This window comes from Natrinema sp. CBA1119 (assembly GCF_002572525.1).
In the GTDB taxonomy this organism is placed as follows: Archaea; Halobacteriota; Halobacteria; order Halobacteriales; family Natrialbaceae; genus Natrinema.
Genome location: NZ_PDBS01000008.1, coordinates 142971 through 158448, shown reverse-complemented (window position 1 = coordinate 158448; position 15478 = coordinate 142971). Strand labels below are relative to the sequence as shown.

Here is a 15478-nt window from a genome sequence, read left to right as displayed (position 1 = left end):
GACCGATGACGGGCCGTCAGATCGGAGCCGAGCGAGGCGGGGGTAACGGTTTAGCCCGAATACGACCAATAGCACCTCACCGATAGACGTCGAGCTTTCCGAGGAGCAGTGGATGATCCGCTCGCAGGTGCGCGAACTCTGCGACGACTACTGGCGCGAGCGGGACCTGAACCACGAGTACCCGACCGAATTCTTCGAGGCGTTCGCCGACGGGGGCTGGTTCGGGATCACGATCCCCGAAGCGTACGGCAGGGGTACGGCGTCCAGGAGACATCGCTGGTCCAACAGGAGATCGCGCGGTCGGGCGCCGGGATGGCGGGGACCTCGATCACCGTCCACCACACGTTCAGCACGGAACCGCTCGTCGCGTTCGGCGACGAGGAGCCCCTCGAGGTGTGCGAACGCGCTATCCGCGCCCACGGCGGGATAGGGTACGCCAGCGAGTACGATGTCGAACGGTACTGGCGCGAGTCGATGATCAACGTCATTGCGCCGATCTCGAACGAGATGGTGAAGAACTACATCGCCGGACACGTGCTCGGTCTGCCGAAGGCGTACTGAACGTATCGGGCTCCTCACCGTCGACCCGGTTGCTATTTTGCCGGAAGATTCACACTCATTGGCCCCACCTATGAGGGATACTCATGTGTCGGTGGAGACGCGAGAGACGATGAAGTTGCGATACGAGCACACGGTGCTCACGCTCTGTACGTTTGCGTTCTTCGCGACGATGGTCGCGCGCCTCGCGATCAGCCCGATCGTCCCCGCCATCACCGACGATTTCGGGATCGGAAACACCGTCATCGGCGTCGCGCTCACGGGGATGTGGATGGCGTACGCGCTGATGCAGTTTCCGAGCGGCGTCTTCGCCGATCGGTTCGGCGAGCGGTCGATCGTTCTGCTTTCGGTCGGCGGAACAACCGTTATGAGCGTCTTGCTCGCTATTTCTCCGTTTTATCCCCTCTTCGTCCTGTCCATGATCATCCTCGGGGGCGTTGCCGGGCTCCACTACAGTGCGGCGACGACTCTGCTCGATCGAACGTACGACAACCTGGGGTTCGCTATCGGCGTCCACACGATCGGGTCGTCTGCGGCCGGACTCGTCGCGCCCGTTACCGTCGCATGGATCAGCGTCCGGTACGGCTGGCGACCGGCGATTGCGGTCGGTGCGGCGATCGCCGCACCTATCTTTCTGCTGTTCGCTCTGCGAGTCCACCCGACCGAGCCACATCGCCCTGACCAGCCACTCCGAGAGCGGGTCCAGGTCGCGGAACTGGCGAACATCCTCGGCAAACCCCAAATCGCGTTCACTGTCGCCGTTGCGTCGGTCGGCGCGTTCGTCTGGCAGGGGACGGCCTCCTTTCTGCCGACGTTTCTCGTCGAATACCGGGGTCAGTCCTCGACGACGGCTGGCATCGTATTTTCCGCGTACTTCGTCGTCCAGTCGATCGTCAAGCCCGGAATCGGTGCGCTGTCGGACCGCTTCGGTCGCGACGTAACGACGTTCGCCTGTATGATTACCAGCGTCGTCGGTCTGGCGCTGTTCGTCACCGTTCCCGGATTCGTCGGCGTCGCCGGCGGCGTCGTGTTGATCGCCAACGGGTTGAGTTGGGCGGTTGCAGTGGAGCCCCGGTTTATGGACAACATGACCGACCAGGAGCGCGGTGCCGGCTTCGGACTCGTCAGGACGACGTATCTCACGGTCGCCTCGCTCGGGTCAGTCGCAGTCGGCTTCTTCGCCGACGCCTTCGGCTGGGCGGTCTCGTTTGGTATGCTAATGGTCCTATTGACGCTCGTTGCCGTCGCACTGGCCGTCAATTGGCTGCTCGATCTCGGGTACTGAGTACGCATACTCGGTACCCTCAGTCGTTTCGGCGCTGCTACAACGTGGGAGCAGACCAAGCGTGCTTATGTTCATTGACCACAAGTACCAAGCTGAGATGGTCTCATCCGAATCGGACCCCGAACCGGAGTTCATCGACGATTCCGATCGACTGCGTGAATTCGTCGAGACGGTGAAAGCGACCGCTGACGAACACGAGGCGGTGCCACCGCTGCTCGAGTCGCTGGCGGACCCGTTCGAGGAACTTCTCGCGGACGATGACTGGCTTGCTGAACGGTATCAAGAACTCGCCATGGACGACGTGGACGACAAGGGCAACATGGGAGAGGACATCGCCCAGTGGCTGCTGTACCGGGAGGGAAACAAACTGTCGGTGTTCACGCTCGTCCTGCCGCCGGGCGCCTCGACGCCGGTCCACGATCATCTCGCCTGGGGGCTCGTCGGAATCTACGGTGGAACGCAACGCGAAGACTTCTACCGCCGGGTCGATGACGCAACGAACGACGAAGGCGAGGCGGAACTCGAACGGATTCGGACCGAGCGCATGGAACGGGGTGACTACTACGAACTGATCCCGCCGAACAACGATATCCACTCCGTCGAGACGACGTCGGACGAACCCAGCGTCAGCGTCCACCTGCTCGGCGCGGATGTCGGCTGTATCGAACGGCACGCGTTCGACGCCGACGGTGGCTCAGTCGAACTGTTCCATTCCGGCTACACGAACGTCGAGTGCGAGGACGTTCTCGAAACGCCGGACACAGGACACCAGCATGGGCACGACCACGACCATACCCACAACGGCGATACGTGACTGAGCGGGAGTGAGTCGGACCGACGACTCGAAGAAAGGGATCCATGGAAACAGCCGCCTGGCTGGGATCGTATCTCCCCTTCCCACTCAAGTGGACTACTCCACACTACCGTTCCAGGTCCGAAAATTCGAGGGGGATGCAGCGGAACACAGTCGATGTCACGGACCGTCAACCGTCTATCTCTTCGTCAGAAATCGAGTGCGGATCACGGCCAGGGTCGTCGACTGGTGGCGCGCCGAACGCAAGGACAGCGCCACCATCATCACTGATACAGCGATGGCCGTGGCCGATCTTCGGCGCAGCAACCCAGAAGGTCCCCTCGTCTGCCTCGACGAACTCCTCCTCGCCTGAGCGGCCGAGTTTCAACGAGAACGTTCCCTCGAGGACGTAGAAGAGTTCCTCCTGCTCCGTGTGCGCGTGATAGCCGATCTCTTCGCCCTCGTCGAAGTACCAGATCTTCACTGCAGTATTCTGACAGTCGAGCTCCTCGTCAACGGCCCGAATGTCCAGATCCGGCGGCATTTCGTCGATTTCAGAGAGGTCAGTGAGCGGTACATCCTCGCTATCGACAACAGTGTACTCCATACCATGGGACATACTACCTAGAGAGACTATAACCTTCTGCTCTCTGCAACGCTCCATCACGGGACTACCTCGTGGCGGTCTTCAGCTACAGTGAAAAGAATACGGCGTGGCGTTTCAATGCGCTCTATTCTCGAGAGTACCAACTGAAACGGGTTACACACCGATCGCAAGCTGTCATGCGATGAGTGTGCAGTGACGTTCAGTGGCTACTATAGACGATGCTAACCGAAAAGAGCTGTCAGACGAGGGGTGACAGAGTAGTTTCTTTTATTCTTCCTATTGTTACTACTTCACCTATTGGAGCTATTGTTCCTATTGAACCTATTGTATTTTTCATCCAGGACTGGAACCGGCCTCGTGTGGCTCTCGAGGTCACGGCGTCGAAGCTGCGAACGGACTCCGTCTGACTGGTGCTACTCGAAATTCGGCCAGCAGGTGTCTCTATCTCAAGATTTCCTTCGTTGGTACGTCTGTTCGCACTGACAACCGCATGGGAACCAACCGCGGCGAAGCGGCTGTCCACGTCATCGCACAGTGCACAACGCGTTCACGACTCGTTGATCGAGCAGCCACCGGCCTCGAGTGGCGTCAGTGGTACTGGTGTTCGCACTGGTCGGTGAACTCGTCACGGCGATTCCGTTCTTCGCCACAGTTCCGGTCGTGACAGTAGTCTGACTTGAAATTGCGATCGCTGTCCGTCCGGTTCGTTTCTCGAGACGGGCTTCTTGCGTGTAGCGATAGTAGTCACTGAAACGATTTACCCGCTGATTGCATCGCCTTCATACAATCGGGTGTGCAGTGATTGTCAGTGACTACTATAGTTTACCCATTCTGGGGAGTAGTCTTAAGCAGCGAGAGAGCGAAGACTGTTCACACGAACCCGAGATGAACGATCTCACCGATCCGCGGCCACCGCTTCCGGAGTGGATTTTGGATTCGTACGACCTCCTTTGTACTCACAGCCACGGTTCGGACGATCACGAAGGCGTGCAGTCGATCTCGCGAGAGCACGCGTTCGAGGTCCTCCTCGAATCCGACGAGCTGTCGCTCGAGTCTGCGGACGCGGACCATGCGATTACCCGGCTGCTCGAGCGAGGCTACTTCTACGAAGTCGATGATGAGCTCCGTGTAACGATGTCAGAGAACTGAGCCAGGCTTGTACGCCGGGGTTGGAACTCCCCTGCCGCGCACAGTTTCGGATCGAACGACGACGGGTCAGCGATGTGCTCCGGAGTTTACTCGAGGATCAGTATCGAGTCTGTGCGTTCCGAACACTGTTCAACAGCGACGGCCCTGACCCAGTGGAGTACAAACCGTTGACACCAGAGGTCCGGATTCAGGCAGACGAGAGTGTCCCAAACAGGTCCCCGAGCGCGATGCGATCGATCTTCCCCGTCGCCGTCCGGGGAATGTTATCGACGAATTCGATTCGTTCCGGTACCTCGTGTTCTCTAAGCTGGGCGGCACACACCTCACGGATTCGAGCTTCGGTGATGTCGCGGTCACGCGTGACGATAGCCGTGATGACCGCCCCCTGCCGATCGTCGAGGGCGTCGATGATCGCTGCCCCCGTGACACCGTCGATCTCGTAGAGGACCTCCTCGATTTCGCGCGGGAAGACGTTTGCACAACCGACGGTGAACATGTCCCCGCGTCGACCGACGACGAAGAGGTGACCGTCCTCGTCGAGATAGCCGATATCACCCGAGCGGAGCCATCGGGTTCCATCTCTCTCGACGAAGGACTCCGTCTCGCGCTGTCGTCGCTCAAATCCCGGTGTCACCGTGTCGCCCCGCCAAAGCAGTTCGCCGCGCTCGCCGCGATCGACCGGCTGTCCCGTTTCGATGTCTTCGATGCGCAGGTCGACGACCTCACGAGCGGGTGGGCCGACACTACCCGGCTTTCGCACCGCCGTATCAGGTCGATTGAACGCCGCCAGCGGTGTCGTCTCGGTCATCCCGTACCCCTCGAGTACCGTCGCGTCGAGCGCTGCCTCCGCGTCCTCGAACTGTTCCGTCGGCATCGGTGCCCCACCGACGACGACCCGCTGCAGTGACGAGAGATCGTAGTCGTCGACGTCCTCGTCGGCGAGCAAAGCCCTCATCATGTTCGGCGTCAGGAAGGTGTAGGTGACGTCGCGGTTTTCGATGGTCTCCGCGACGGAAACGGGATTCCAGTTCGGCAAAAACCAGTTCTCCGCCTCGGCGAGGAGTAGTGGGGTCGTCGTGACGTTGAGGCCAGTGACGTGGAAACACTTGCTCACCGTCAGACCGACATCGTCCCGCGTCAGGCGGTGGTAGGTGCGAATTCCCCGCGCATTGGCGATTACATTGCCGTGCGTGTGCCGGACACCTTTCGGCCGCCCGGTCGTCCCGCTGCTGTAGACGACCGCTGCCGTCTCGTCGCTCCGCCGCGGATGCACAGTGTACGTATCGGATGCGTCCTCGAGCAGGGTGTGGAAGTTGGCACCCACACTCCCGTCGACGGTTAGCGCCGTTTCCACGTGAGTTGCGACCGATTCGAACGCCTGGTCAGTCACGATCACCGAACTGTCACTGGTATCGAGCACGTAGTAGATCTGTTCGTCGGTGAATCGCGTGTTGACGGGAACGGGGACGGCCCCGTGCTTCATCGCGCCGAGGTACGCAGTCAGGAACGTGACCCGATTCTGGAGGCAGATCGCGACGCGGTCGTCGGACTTCACACCGCGCGCCGCGAAGACGTTCGCGGCCGCGTTGGATGCTGCCGACAGTTCAGCGTACGTTACCTGTCGCTCCGGGTCCCCTACCGCCCGTGCATCCGGTGTATTCCTCGCGACATTGTCGACGACGTTCCCGAAGTTCATAGGCGGACGAATTACCTACCGGACCATCTGATTTTTTGAAAATTCATTCACATATCAGGTTGGACTCATAACTAGTTGGAAGTCGTTCGCTTCGAGAGTTCGACTCACACGCTGAACTGGGATTTCTGTATGTGTACCATATTGTGGGACGAACGTGCGAGTGAACTCCGTGATGGAGACCCGGAGCAAACCCCTTCTCGAGACTGAGCCTACTCGAGGCTATCGAAGACGATGTCTGCCCTGATGTCGTCCGCGGTTTCTTTAACGAGGTCGGGGAGCCCCTCGTCGAGTGCCTCTCGCATCTCGTGGCCAGCGCCGTACGCGGCGACTGCGCCGTGAACGGTCCGTTCGGTCGCGATGGGAGCGGCGACACCGAGCATTCCACTGACGAGTTCTCCCCGATCGACGGCGTACCCTTGCTCGCGTATGGTCTCCAGTTCGGATCGGAGGTCGTCCTCGTCCGTCACGGTCAGTTCCGTCCGGGAATCCAGACCCGTCCGATCGATCACCGCCGTAATCCGTTCGGACGGCAGGTGTGCGAGGAGCGCCTTGCCCGGCGCATTCGTGTGGAGGTGTGCACGCATCGGATACGTCTGTTGAGCGGGGCGGGCTCCCTCGTCGGGCACCCACCGCGTAGACTGAATGACTACCGTCTCTCCGTTTTCCTCGACGGCGAGTTGACAGTATCTGCCGGACTGCGCTGCGAGCGCCTCGACGGCGTCGCGACCGTGCTGGAATACAGCCCGCGAGTTCCGCGATTTCTGCCCTAAGTGGAGGTATCGAGCCCCGAGGCGGTACGTCCCGTCTTCTTCGACGAGATAGCCCAGCGTCGCGAGCGTGCGGAGGTGGTTGTGAACGGTGCTCTTCGGCAGCCCTAACGCGTCCGCGAGCTCGGTTGCCCCCGCCCGGTCACGGTCGCATATCTCATCGACGATCGTATACGACCGTTTTATCGCGTTGATCGAGACCGATGGGTCCTCGTCCATGTACCCCCGTGGGTGTCGACATCCCTTGAAAGTGTGCGACATTGTGGGACGGAACCGCCCCAATCACACGCCATCAATAGTATAGATGTCAGAAAGTATCATGCAAATGTCGTTGCCACAAATCGAATGTTTTAGATTCTCTAAGACGGGTAGAAAAGGCATTATAAAGCATATGAGCTCGTATTATCGGCCTATAGAGAGTATATCTACGATGGTGTAACTCTATAATAATGTGGTTTATATCAGTTGCGTAGATTTATACGCTATCTTCTGGTTCAGTTGTGATGGAGTCACACAGTGACTGACCGATAGTTGCTGGCGTGGCCCGGACACACCATGCAAGAAAACGATAGGAGTCAGATAGGCCGACGGGGAGTCGTGAAGGGCATCGGCGGACTCGCAGCGCTGTCCATGTCGAACGCGACCTTCGCAACCGCACAGGCAGCGATGGATTCGCCACTGCAGAGTGACCCGCACACTGCGGACACGTACCGATCGATCGTCGACGCGATCGTGCCACGGACACCACAGCTCGAGGACGAACTCGGGCCGGAGCACGTTCCGGGCGGTATCGACGTCGAGTTAGAGAAGTTCCTCATCTGGGACTTCAACCACTTTCAGGAGATCCGTGCCGAGATGGTGACCGAGAAGGATGACCTCCTGGAGAATACACTCTCAAGCGATTCGGGACCGGAGATGCCGCGGAGCCTGTTCGAGATGACGGTCGATACGACGGGGCTCGGCTCCGATCTGGATGCGCTACTGGACCTCGCAGATATCAGCCTCCTGGACCTCGATCTGGACGGCGAAGCGCTCGAGGACCATCTTACGTTCGGACCGATCGAACGCGTCGAGATCGGGTTTGCCGACCTCGACGATACAACCGAGGGGGTGGCCGAGTTCGATCTAGTCGTCGAGACGGCCAACGAGACCGTCCACCGCGTCCTCCAGAACTACCCCTACGCGGCGCTCTTCACGCTCGTGTTCGACCTCGTGGCCGCGGAGTTCGTCGCGCTCGGAAAGAACGAAGATCCCGTTTCGCCGAACGAGCAGTTCCCGGGCGGCGGGACGTTCACCAGGCTCTCTCGAGAGGACCGGCTGCGGTGCCTGTGGACCATCATCGACGGGGGCGTCATCGACACGCTCGACGACCTCCTGTCGCCGCTCGTGCCCGACGCCGGCATCCTGAAGTACGTCGTCATGGCGGTCAACGGCCTCCACGGCTTCGGGTACTACACCGAGTGGTCGGGATACGGTGACACGAAGACGAACACGCCCAACGAACGCGAGATGCAGACGGAACCGGGAGCGGTCCAGAGTCACCAGCAGAGCGGCTATCCGGGGCCGGCCCCGGGGCACGCGGCCGACTGGCGCCACGCCGTTCCGGGCGGATTCAGCGATCCGAAAGCGAAGAACCTGAAGCTTCCGGACGATCTGACCGGCGACGACGTCATCGACGGGATCGGGGGTGACACCTGATGAACGATCCCGACGTCGTCGTGATCGGTGCCGGTGCGGACGGTCCCGCCACCGCGTCACGACTCGCTCGCGAGCACGGCCTCGACGTTCTCATCCTCGAGGGAGGGCCGTGGCACGGCAACGACCAGTGGCCCGAGCCACACGCCGATGCCGGCGGAACAGTGAGCACGGATCCCGACGACCTCGATGGAAAGCTCCTGGACGAGCAGTTCACCCACCGGGAAGCCGACGCGAACGACCCCACCCACGGATACCTCCGCGTGGGGCCGGCGGACCACTCGCGAGCGCCGTGGTTCCGGAACCTCCACCAGAACGCGTTCATCTGGCAAGTCGGCGCGGTCGGTGGCACCTCGCTCCACTACTTCGCGAACCACCCTCGAGCATACCCCCACGCCATCGATGAGCAAGACCACTGGCCCATCTCCTACGAGGAACTCGTCCCGTACTACCAGCTCAACGAAGAAGTAACGAGCACCCAGCAAGCGCCGATGACAGCCAAGGAGGAGGTGTTCATCGAGGGTGCGACGAACGCCGGCTACCCACGAATCGACACGAAAAACGTCACTGAGACGGGCTGGCGACCCCAGGCGAACGCCGTCTCGGACCCTGGCGAGGAGACGCCGACCAACCAGCCGCTCGACGCCGACTACGAGGGGTCGTTCAGCTACGACGACGGGTTCCGCGGCGATACGCTCGTCGGTGACCACTTCCAGGGTGGATCGACACCCGTCGACGCACCGGTTCGCGAAAAGTCTCGGAAGTCTGCCAACGTGAGCTGGGTTCCGCGAGCGCTCGACACCAACGACAATTCCGACGCGGGGAACGTCGCGATTCGCCCGAACGCCTTCGTCACGAATATCGAGACGAACGACGGGTTCGGGACGATAGAGGCGACCGGTGTCACGTTCCGCGACTCCTGGTCGGGCTCCTCACAAACCGTTTCGGCCGACGTCGTTGTCCTCGCTGCCGGCTGCATCGAGTCGCCGCGGCTCTGGCTCAACTCGGGCCTGCCGGACGACGGCTGGGTCGGAAAGGGGCTCACGACCCACTGGTTCGACTGGGTCGTCGGCGTCTACGACGACGATACCGTCGCTGAGATCAACCCCGAGAACGAACACATGGACCCATACGTGGGGCACAACTCTGCAGTTCGGTTCGACAAGCCCGGCGTCGGCGGCATGGAAGACATCGGCATGTCTCCCGGCCTCGTCTCCTACGCCGACTACCTCTTCACCGAGGCCGGGTACAGCTTCGACACCCCGGTCGACCCCGGCGAGCCGTGGGACACCCGCGGCTACGTCGTCGGCGAGGATCTCAAGCGAAAGATGTCTGATTACAGGCAGACGAAGGCGCTCCTGATTCTCACCGACGACCTCCCGCGCCAGGACAACGGCGTCTCGCTGGACAATACATTCAGCGACGAGCACGGGCCGGTTCCGAAGGTCAAGTACGAGCCGCACCCGGACGACGACGCGAAGCGCGACGAGCTCGCCCGTATCGCCGCGAACATCCATCGGGAGGCCGGCGCCGAACACGTCCACCGCAGCGAGTGGCCACCCTTGCTACTCCACATGCAGTCCACGATGCGAATGGGGAAGGTCCTCGACGAGAACGCCGAGGCGAAGAACGTCTCGAGGCTGTTCGTCGCGGACCACTCCGCACTGGCGAACGGGGTCGGCGGCCCGAATCCGACTAATACCGGGCAGGCGCTCGCACTGCGAACCGCCGATCGCATCGGCGATCTCTACTTCTAACCGCTCTCCCCTCGAGTCTCATTTCGGTCACTGGGCACAGACCGGGTTCGGCAACCGTATTCCGTATACAGACGCGCCTCGTCGGCTGGCCGTCCCGTTTCCCTGAGACGAAGCGTGGTTACGGGCGTACTCGAGGAGCGGGAGTTCGTCACCTCGAGAGGCGACGGTCAGATCGATTTCGAGCGGCCGCGTGTGAGAGCGGTCCGTTCTCCGTCGTCGATGACGGGTACACCTATGCAGCTCCGTCCTGTGATAATCCCATGATGCGAAGACGTGTCCTCAGCGTACTCGCCGTTGTCGTCCTCGTCACTCTCGCAGGGTGTGGTGGAGTGATCAGTGACGAAGCGACGTCGCCGGATGAAACGACAGGGCCAACACCTGAATCGCCGGGTGAGACAGGGGACGAACGAACAGCGAGTCCGAACGGCACCCTGTCGGTCACTTTCATCAACGTAGGCCAAGGCTCGAGTACGCTGATCGTCGGCCCGACGAACGAGACGATGCTCATCGATTCGGGGGACTGGTCCGACGACGGCGAAGACGTGCTCGCCTATCTCAGAACGCACGATATCAATCGAATCGACTACCTCGTGACGACGCACGCCGACGCGGATCACATCGGCGGCCACGAGGCCGTCATCGACTACTTCGAAACGGAAGGCAACGGAATCGGTGCCGTGTACGATCCCGGGATCACGTCGACGTCCCAGACCTATACGGGATATTTGGATGCGATCGACGAACACAACGTGACGTTGTACGAGACGCGAGCGGGTGACCCGATTCCGTTCGACGGGGTCGAAACGCAAGTGCTCGTGCCGCCTGAGGGGTATCTCGCAAACGGAGATCGAAACGAGAACAGTATCGTCCTCCGGCTCGGCTTCGGCCGCTCGAGTTTCCTGCTTCCCGGGGACGGGGAGACGGCCAGTGAGCAGTTCCTCGTGGACGAATACGGGGCCGGCCTCAATGCGACGGTCTTGAGTGCTGGCCATCACGGCAGTGACTCGAGTTCAGGGAGCGAATTTCTCGACGTGACCGACCCGCGCATTGGCGTCGTCTCGAGCGCCTACGACTCCCAGTACGACCATCCCCACGAGTCGGTCCTCGATCGGTTTTCCCAGCAGTCGATTCGTACCTACTGGACGGCGACGCATGGGACCGTCCGGTTGACGAGCAACGGGTCCGCGATCACGGTCGCGACCCAGCGCGATGCACCAACTGCGCCGCTGGCACTTCGAGACGGGGAGCCGATCGAACCCGGTGTCGACGATGCCCTCCAGAGTCGAACGGTGATCTCGATCACGGAGTCGACGACAGCACCGGCCGTGCCCGATGGTGGGACGGAAACCGACCCAACAGAGCCGACAGACCAAGCGGGAGCGTTGTCGATTGTCACGATCCACGAGGACGCCGCCGGGGACGAGAGCGACAACCTGAACGACGAGTATATCGTCTTCGAAAACACCGGCGACCAACCGCTCGAGCTCGACGGCTGGTCGGTCGCCGATGAAGCGGGCCACACCTACACGTTCCCGAACGGGTTCGCGCTCGATTCGGGCGCACAGGTCACCCTCCACACCGGCAGCGGAACGGATTCATCGAGCGATCTGTATTGGGATTCGGGCCGCGCAGTCTGGAACAACGGCGGCGATACCGTTACCGTACGAAACGACAGCGGGACTGTCGTACTCGAGGAGGAATACTGATGACACCCGACGGAATCTATACGGCGGTCCTGGACCGGTTTGAGGACGACCTCGCGGTTTTATTGCTCGAGGACGATGGCGACACGGTCGACCAAGCAGTCCTCGACACGGAGCGGCTCCCTGAAGACGCTCGTCACGTCGATGCAGTAGTGAGCGTCGAACTCGAGGACGAAGAAGTGATCGACATCACGTACGAAGAACGTGAGACGGTGGACCGCTCTGAGCAAGCCCAACAGCGATTTGACGAGCTATCCCAGCGTCCCCCGTCACCAGAGGACGAGTCAGATACGTCCTAAACGTGTAAGTTGTCGGTTAAGTTATCTTTTGAATCCGCATTATGTAGACAGTATCCGTAGTGGAATAGCCAACAAGTAGCTCTACGTACCTTTTTGCTGCGGGTTGCTGAGAAATCGGAGAGTTCTCGCATCACAAAACGGCGGAGCCGTTTTGAACGATCTCGCTCCCTTCATCGCTCGAACCGCTTGCAAAATTCTACGCTAAAAAAGCCGCTCGCTCCCGGTGGTCGCTCGCGGGGGCACTCCGTGTGACTCGAGCCCAGCGGTAACTCCTTAGGCTGTACTTAGCAATTCACACCAGAATATATTAGGTATTTATAATTTCAACAAGGCCAAGAGTTCCTATATTTTTGCGAGAGGAAATCTCGCAGTTCCGCGGTGGAATCGAGACGCTTGTCCCTAGCAGGTCGCATCCGTGACGTTCTGACGAGTCTTGCAACGGATCTGGGCGTGCAAATCTAGACCAACAACAGGATACTTATCCCAGTGAATGTGGATCAGATACTAAACCGATGGTTTCAGTAGCTGAGGTATTTGTTCGTGTCGCTGGTGAAAATCCCGTAATTCAGGGGTTTGTCGGCGGCATTGTTATCGCGGGACTCAACTTGTTCGGCGCGTTGTTGGTGTTCGTCTGGCGAGACCCGTCGGAACGGGCGCTGGATGGTGCCCTCGGGTTTGCAGCTGGTGTGATGTTGGCCGCAGCCTTCACGAGTCTCATCATCCCCGGAATAGAGCAATACTCTGGTGGAAATCCGATTCCGACGCTGGTGGGCATCGTATTCGGCGTCATCTTTCTGGATCAAGCCGATAGGCTCGTCCCACACGCACACTATCTGTTGACCGGGCGCAGACGAACAGACGAAGCCAACCCAAGCACGACACTCCCAGTCGCTAACGAGCGACTGGTCCCCGTCGTGCTGTTCATCTTAGCGATCACGCTTCACAATATGCCCGAGGGGCTGGCAGTAGGCGTCGGGTTCGGCTCTGGGGACATCGAGAACGCAATTACGCTGATGCTGGCAATCGGCATCCAAAATATCCCTGAAGGGCTTGCCGTCTCAGTGGCTGCGATCAACGCTGGGCTAGATCGTCGCTCCTATGCTGTCTTCGCTGGGTTGCGGTCGGGGATTGTTGAAATCCCGCTCGCAGTGCTGGGTGCACTGGCGGTTAATGTTGTCGAGCCACTACTGCCATATGCGATGGGGTTCGCTGCGGGCGCAATGCTGTTTGTAATCTCCGACGAAATTATCCCTGAGACTCATACGCGTGGCTACGAGCGGACCGCCACGCTCGGGGTAATGGCTGGCGTCATAGTGATGCTGTACCTTGACGTCAGTTTGGGCTGAATGCAGTCGATTGGCTCTGTGCTCTCATCAAATGGTTGGATTAGAAATAATAGCTGCGCAGGTAGCAGTCCTCCTCGTGATGTTTATTCCACTTTCAAGTCTTCCGCCATGGGTACCAATTCTACTGGGACTAGTCGCAGCATTTCCATATTACTCTTACGGAGAATATGGTGAGAATAAAGTCACAACGTCGTAATTCGAAAAGACACGAATCGGCACCGCTTCGTGTCTATCTAATAGGGTTTTAACTGAGACGGTTTACACACCGATCATATAGTCCGCGGTTCTCACTCGAGGTGCTCGCTTTGCTCGCCGTTCGCGTCTCCGCGGTTCTCACTCACTTCGTTCGCTCCGAACCGCGCTCGCCCCGAACCGCGCTGCCGTCGTACGATCGGGTGGGCAATGACGTTCAGTGGCTACTATATCCATTACTCCAATTCAGCGAACAACTCGTCGACGTACTGATCTTCCCACTCTCGGCGAGCCTCGAGTTCGCGCCGACCGCGAGCCGTGATCGTGTAGTAATTCGTCCGCTGGTCGAGTTCGCCCTTCTCGACGAGTCCCTTGTCGACGACCTCGTCGAGATTTGGATAGAGGCGGCCGTGATGGATCTCTTTCTCGTAGTAGTTCTCGAGTTCGTCTTTGATCGCGAGGCCGTGTGGGTCGTCTTGCCCGGCGATCGTGTACAGCAGGTCGCGCTGGAAGCCAGTGAGATCGTGCATATCGAAAATACCGTGTGTTAGTAGTTAAGGATTCCGAGAACGAACGGACGTATTTAATGTATGGGACACCTGCCCAGTCATGCGTATTCCCGTCCGACAGAACTTTTCTCGGGATGATCCGTTGAAATACGATTCTACAGTCATACACTTCAGTATTGATTCCTCATATCCGGAATGCGGCACTGTCGAGTACGCATCTGCAAACGAAGTGGGACACTACGTGAGAGTGCGTTTGTATCGACGGCTTTGTCGAGTTTTGGATGCTACCGCAGAAGCGAGTCACTGCTCCGTTTCGGGCAGGAACTGAGACACCGTGTCACTCAGTGGCGTGAATACGGTGGTCAATAACGATTGTTGGTTTATTATCCAGAACCTATATCTGTGAAAGTATAAATGGCTCTGACTCGAAACGAGTACATGGAACGAACCATTGCAGGCGGTGTTCAGATACGGTTGAAGGAGTGAGGCGTAACACTTTCAAAGTAATTTACAAGAGGGAACACCGCGACCGTTGATGAAGCGTGCTATTCAGCTCTATCCTGCTCATCTCTCGCTTTCAAATACTGTTCTGATGTCCGAGATATTCGGTGTTGGCGGACTCGATCAACCGTCCATAGCTGGGCTCACAAAGCCGATCTACAACACGGTTCTGATCGGAATCCGAATCATGTTGCGATCGACGAACCCGTGAGCAGACTCAACGGCGAGCAGTACGGGCTGTACGCTGTGATCTGTCCCGAATCGAACGAATGACTCCACACACAGTTCAAACCGACCAAAACCAAGGTGATATGGATTTATTCGCTGCGGAACTGTGCGAGAAGCGTGACGACGACGCCGTGTTTCTCGGTAACGGCGACAAAGAACTGAACTCACCTGCCAACGACAGAGGGTATATTCCATTACGTTTTATACCAGAAATAAGAATTCCAGTAGACATGTATTTGGAAAGGTAAAACGACAAACCACTCTACTTTCAAATTGCTTTAGCAACGCGTACACGGAAACGGCAGATGAGTGGCGTATATCGTTCGACTTCGCGTAGAATCAACGTATCTGAATACGACACGAGAAACGAACCGGGAATCGAAATCGGCGCGA

Annotated in this window: 14 protein-coding genes and 1 pseudogene; 11 read left to right on the top strand and 4 right to left on the bottom strand. The window is 59.1% G+C overall.

Going from position 1 to position 15478, the window contains the following annotated elements:
- Nucleotides 1-112: 112 nt before the first annotated feature.
- From CP556_RS27040 to CP556_RS22950, 4 genes are all read left to right on the top strand, one after another.
- A complete protein-coding gene (locus tag CP556_RS27040) occupies nucleotides 113-430 on the top strand; it encodes an acyl-CoA dehydrogenase family protein (RefSeq protein ID WP_255291576.1) in 318 nt (105 codons plus the stop codon).
- The gene (locus CP556_RS27035) at nucleotides 313-561 is read left to right on the top strand and encodes an acyl-CoA dehydrogenase family protein (protein WP_255291575.1); all 249 of its coding nucleotides are present in this window, start codon (nucleotides 313-315) and stop codon (nucleotides 559-561) included. Before CP556_RS27040 ends, CP556_RS27035 begins: the two co-directional genes overlap by 118 nt.
- Before the next feature lie 109 nt (nucleotides 562-670).
- Entirely contained in the window at nucleotides 671-1843 is a 1173-nt protein-coding gene (locus CP556_RS22955) for an MFS transporter (protein ID WP_098727926.1), read from the top strand.
- 97 nt (nucleotides 1844-1940) lie between these two features.
- Complete coding sequence (locus CP556_RS22950) at nucleotides 1941-2657, top strand: cysteine dioxygenase family protein (RefSeq protein ID WP_176548324.1); 717 nt, start codon at nucleotides 1941-1943, stop codon at nucleotides 2655-2657.
- A 169-nt stretch (nucleotides 2658-2826) separates the two neighbouring features.
- Here the strand turns inward: CP556_RS22950 and CP556_RS22945 are convergent, their stop codons facing one another.
- Entirely contained in the window at nucleotides 2827-3243 is a 417-nt protein-coding gene (locus CP556_RS22945) for a cupin domain-containing protein (RefSeq protein WP_098727924.1), read from the bottom strand.
- A gap of 885 nt (nucleotides 3244-4128) precedes the next feature.
- Here CP556_RS22945 and CP556_RS22940 point away from each other — a divergent pair.
- Nucleotides 4129-4392, top strand: coding sequence for a hypothetical protein (locus tag CP556_RS22940; protein WP_098727923.1), 264 nt, complete (start codon nucleotides 4129-4131; stop codon nucleotides 4390-4392).
- Between the two features lie 187 nt (nucleotides 4393-4579).
- Here CP556_RS22940 and CP556_RS22935 read toward each other — a convergent pair whose 3' ends face one another.
- On the bottom strand, nucleotides 4580-6088 hold the full coding sequence (locus CP556_RS22935; protein WP_098727922.1) for a class I adenylate-forming enzyme family protein: 1509 nt from the start codon (nucleotides 6086-6088) through the stop codon (nucleotides 4580-4582).
- A 209-nt stretch (nucleotides 6089-6297) separates the two neighbouring features.
- A complete protein-coding gene (locus CP556_RS22930; protein WP_176548323.1) occupies nucleotides 6298-7074 on the bottom strand; it encodes an IclR family transcriptional regulator in 777 nt (258 codons plus the stop codon).
- Between the two features lie 336 nt (nucleotides 7075-7410).
- On the opposite strand from CP556_RS22930, the gene CP556_RS22925 reads away from it, so the two are divergent.
- From CP556_RS22925 to CP556_RS22905, 5 genes are all read left to right on the top strand, one after another.
- Entirely contained in the window at nucleotides 7411-8553 is a 1143-nt protein-coding gene (locus CP556_RS22925) for a hypothetical protein (protein ID WP_098727920.1), read from the top strand.
- Complete coding sequence (locus CP556_RS22920; protein WP_098727919.1) at nucleotides 8553-10307, top strand: GMC family oxidoreductase N-terminal domain-containing protein; 1755 nt, start codon at nucleotides 8553-8555, stop codon at nucleotides 10305-10307. The genes CP556_RS22925 and CP556_RS22920 overlap by 1 nt, the downstream gene beginning before the upstream one ends.
- Nucleotides 10308-10567: 260 nt before the next feature.
- Nucleotides 10568-12013, top strand: coding sequence for a lamin tail domain-containing protein (locus tag CP556_RS22915; RefSeq protein ID WP_098727918.1), 1446 nt, complete (start codon nucleotides 10568-10570; stop codon nucleotides 12011-12013).
- Nucleotides 12013-12309: a DUF3006 domain-containing protein gene (locus CP556_RS22910; RefSeq protein ID WP_098727917.1), complete on the top strand. Its 297-nt coding sequence runs from the start codon at nucleotides 12013-12015 to the stop codon at nucleotides 12307-12309. Before CP556_RS22915 ends, CP556_RS22910 begins: the two co-directional genes overlap by 1 nt.
- 512 nt (nucleotides 12310-12821) lie before the next feature.
- Nucleotides 12822-13655 carry a ZIP family metal transporter gene (locus CP556_RS22905; RefSeq protein ID WP_098727916.1) on the top strand — a complete coding sequence of 278 codons (834 nt, stop codon included), beginning with the start codon at nucleotides 12822-12824 and terminating at the stop codon, nucleotides 13653-13655.
- 428 nt (nucleotides 13656-14083) lie between these two features.
- Here CP556_RS22905 and CP556_RS22900 read toward each other — a convergent pair whose 3' ends face one another.
- Nucleotides 14084-14377 carry a PadR family transcriptional regulator gene (locus CP556_RS22900; RefSeq protein ID WP_098727915.1) on the bottom strand — a complete coding sequence of 98 codons (294 nt, stop codon included), beginning with the start codon at nucleotides 14375-14377 and terminating at the stop codon, nucleotides 14084-14086.
- Nucleotides 14378-14867: 490 nt separating this feature from the next.
- Here CP556_RS22900 and CP556_RS22895 point away from each other — a divergent pair.
- Nucleotides 14868-15422, top strand: a pseudogene (locus CP556_RS22895) (transposase domain-containing protein); the annotation flags it as partial.
- Nucleotides 15423-15478 lie beyond the last annotated feature (56 nt).

Excerpts from the sequence above, each read along its gene's own strand:
- CP556_RS22950 (WP_176548324.1), top strand. The coding sequence starts at position 1,941 with ATGGTCTCATCCGAATCGGACCCCGAACCGGAGTTCATCGACGATTCC.
- CP556_RS22935 (WP_098727922.1), bottom strand. The coding sequence starts at position 6,088 with ATGAACTTCGGGAACGTCGTCGACAATGTCGCGAGGAATACACCGGAT.
- CP556_RS22945 (WP_098727924.1), bottom strand. The coding sequence starts at position 3,243 with ATGGAGTACACTGTTGTCGATAGCGAGGATGTACCGCTCACTGACCTC.
- CP556_RS22955 (WP_098727926.1), top strand. The coding sequence starts at position 671 with ATGAAGTTGCGATACGAGCACACGGTGCTCACGCTCTGTACGTTTGCG.
- CP556_RS22920 (WP_098727919.1), top strand. The coding sequence starts at position 8,553 with ATGAACGATCCCGACGTCGTCGTGATCGGTGCCGGTGCGGACGGTCCC.
- CP556_RS22900 (WP_098727915.1), bottom strand. The coding sequence starts at position 14,377 with ATGCACGATCTCACTGGCTTCCAGCGCGACCTGCTGTACACGATCGCC.
- CP556_RS22930 (WP_176548323.1), bottom strand. The coding sequence starts at position 7,074 with ATGGACGAGGACCCATCGGTCTCGATCAACGCGATAAAACGGTCGTAT.
- CP556_RS22915 (WP_098727918.1), top strand. The coding sequence starts at position 10,568 with ATGATGCGAAGACGTGTCCTCAGCGTACTCGCCGTTGTCGTCCTCGTC.
- CP556_RS22925 (WP_098727920.1), top strand. The coding sequence starts at position 7,411 with ATGCAAGAAAACGATAGGAGTCAGATAGGCCGACGGGGAGTCGTGAAG.
- CP556_RS27035 (WP_255291575.1), top strand. The coding sequence starts at position 313 with ATGGCGGGGACCTCGATCACCGTCCACCACACGTTCAGCACGGAACCG.
- CP556_RS22910 (WP_098727917.1), top strand. The coding sequence starts at position 12,013 with ATGACACCCGACGGAATCTATACGGCGGTCCTGGACCGGTTTGAGGAC.
- CP556_RS22905 (WP_098727916.1), top strand. The coding sequence starts at position 12,822 with ATGGTTTCAGTAGCTGAGGTATTTGTTCGTGTCGCTGGTGAAAATCCC.
- CP556_RS22940 (WP_098727923.1), top strand. The coding sequence starts at position 4,129 with ATGAACGATCTCACCGATCCGCGGCCACCGCTTCCGGAGTGGATTTTG.
- CP556_RS27040 (WP_255291576.1), top strand. The coding sequence starts at position 113 with ATGATCCGCTCGCAGGTGCGCGAACTCTGCGACGACTACTGGCGCGAG.